Origin of the sequence: Arsukibacterium sp., assembly GCF_033722355.1 — a bacterium.
In the GTDB taxonomy this organism is placed as follows: Bacteria; Pseudomonadota; Gammaproteobacteria; order Enterobacterales; family Alteromonadaceae; genus Alishewanella.
In genome coordinates, this window is the sequence record NZ_JAWVZF010000271.1 from 1 (window position 1) to 1,783 (window position 1,783).

The window sequence follows — 1,783 nt, forward strand, 5'->3', positions numbered from 1 at the left end:
GACTGACTTTTGTTCAGTAACTCAGCGGCTTGCGCATAGCCACCGGCATCGACCACAGCCTGCAATATTCGCCATTGTTCCAGGGTAGAGCGGGGACGATAGGGCATAGCGGGCCGGATCCTTTATCAAATTATGTCGTGGTAATAATCACAGCACGCAGTGGCGCCGGATACCCTTCAATGGTTTTACTATGGTCAGTCGGATCAAGAAAATCAATTAAACTTTCATTTTCCATCCATGGTGTTGCCCGTTGTTCTGACAGATTTGTTGTATTTAAATCAACCACTTTAGGGTTTTTAAAACCTAGCCGGCGCAACCAGTGACATAACGCCTGCGTACTGGGTATAAACCAGACGTTGCGCATTTTAGCGTAGCGCTCACCGGGTACCAGCACTGTGTGCTCATCGCCTTGGACAACCAGTGTTTCCAGCACCAGCTCTCCGCCTGGGCGCAACTGGTGTTTTAACTGCTGCAAAAAATCAATCGGCGAGCGGCGGTGATACAATACACCCATCGAAAACACGGTATCGAATGCTGCCAGCGGCGGCATATCATCAATGCCAACCGGGATCAGGTTAACATCGGGGTCGGGGTTAAAATGTTTAATGGCCTGAAACTGGCTGTAAAACAGTTGCGATGGGTCAATACCCACCACAAACCGGGCGCCGGCGCCACGCATCCGCCACAAGTGGTAACCACTGCCACAGCCAACATCCAGCACAGTACGGCCGGTTAACGGGCTGATATGCGGTAATACCCGGTTCCATTTAAAGTCTGAACGCCACTCAGTATCGATCTCAATGCCATGAATATTAAACGGTCCCTTGCGCCAGGGCTTAAGTTGCTGCAGTAAATAACGGATCTGCTCAGCCTGGCCGTCACTGATGTCAGTGGCGGTACCAAACTCGACAGCCTTGCTCAACTCAACCAGACTGACTGTCGTCACCGGCAGGTTGCTGATAACTTTTTGCCACTTTTTAAAGTCGCCATGCAATGCATGTTGCTGCCAGTCAGCCAGCTGGGCCGGCAGCGTCTGCAGCCATTGGTGCAGTTTGCTTGTGGCCAACTTTGCATAAAAGGGGGTGAAATCAAGCATGAAATATCCCTGTATTAACTGCCAGACTTATTTGATTGCAAGCATAGAGCAAAAGTTAAAGCACTGAAACCAAAGGCTTTGTTCAGAAAACCCTGCCTGTTGTAACCGCTGCTGATGCTGCGCCAGGGTGTCGGGTTTCATTACATTTTCAAGGGCGGAACGTTTCTGGCTGATTTCCAGCTCGCTATAGCCATTGGCCCGTTTAAAGTCCAGATGTAAATCAACCAGCAACTGATTGGTTATCGTGCTGTGGGCAATAATTTTTTCCGATAATATCAGCACGCCGCCAGGCTTTAACCCCTGGTATACTTTGCTTATCAGGGCATCCCGGTGTTCGGGTGCAAGAAATTGTAATGTAAAGTTAATCACGACAACGGCCGCATCTTTAATGGCCACATCCCGGATATCCGCCAACTCCAGGCTTACCGGAACATCAGACCGAAACGCCTGCAAGTGCCGCTCGCAGCGTTCCAGCATCGCTTTACTGTTGTCAACCGCGATAAGGCGGGCACCCGTAACACTGATATTACGGCGCATTGCCAGGCTGGCAGTGCCCAGTGAGCAACCTAAATCATAATAGTTACTGTTGGCTTGCTGATAACGTCCGGTAAGCTTACCAATCGTCTGAATAATGGTCTGGTAGCCGGGTATAGAGCGCTGAATCATATCCGGGAAAACTTCAGCGAC

Annotated in this window: 2 protein-coding genes and 1 pseudogene; all 3 read right to left on the reverse strand. The window is 50.1% G+C overall.

Annotation, left to right across the window (positions count from 1 at the left end; genetic code table 11):
• Nucleotides 1-107: pseudogene (locus R3177_RS14700) on the reverse strand (LysR family transcriptional regulator); the annotation flags it as partial.
• A 23-nt stretch (nucleotides 108-130) separates the two neighbouring features.
• Nucleotides 131-1,096, reverse strand: a complete 966-nt coding sequence (cmoB, locus tag R3177_RS14705) for a tRNA 5-methoxyuridine(34)/uridine 5-oxyacetic acid(34) synthase CmoB (protein WP_318971756.1) — start codon at nucleotides 1,094-1,096, stop codon at nucleotides 131-133.
• A gap of 27 nt (nucleotides 1,097-1,123) precedes the next feature.
• Nucleotides 1,124-1,783, reverse strand: a 660-nt coding sequence (gene cmoA, locus R3177_RS14710; protein ID WP_318971757.1) for a carboxy-S-adenosyl-L-methionine synthase CmoA, incomplete at its 5' end; no start/stop codon positions are given.

What these genes read in the sequence shown, in the direction of transcription:
- cmoB (WP_318971756.1), bottom strand. Translation starts at nt 1,096, where the DNA reads ATGCTTGATTTCACCCCCTTTTATGCAAAGTTGGCCACAAGCAAACTG.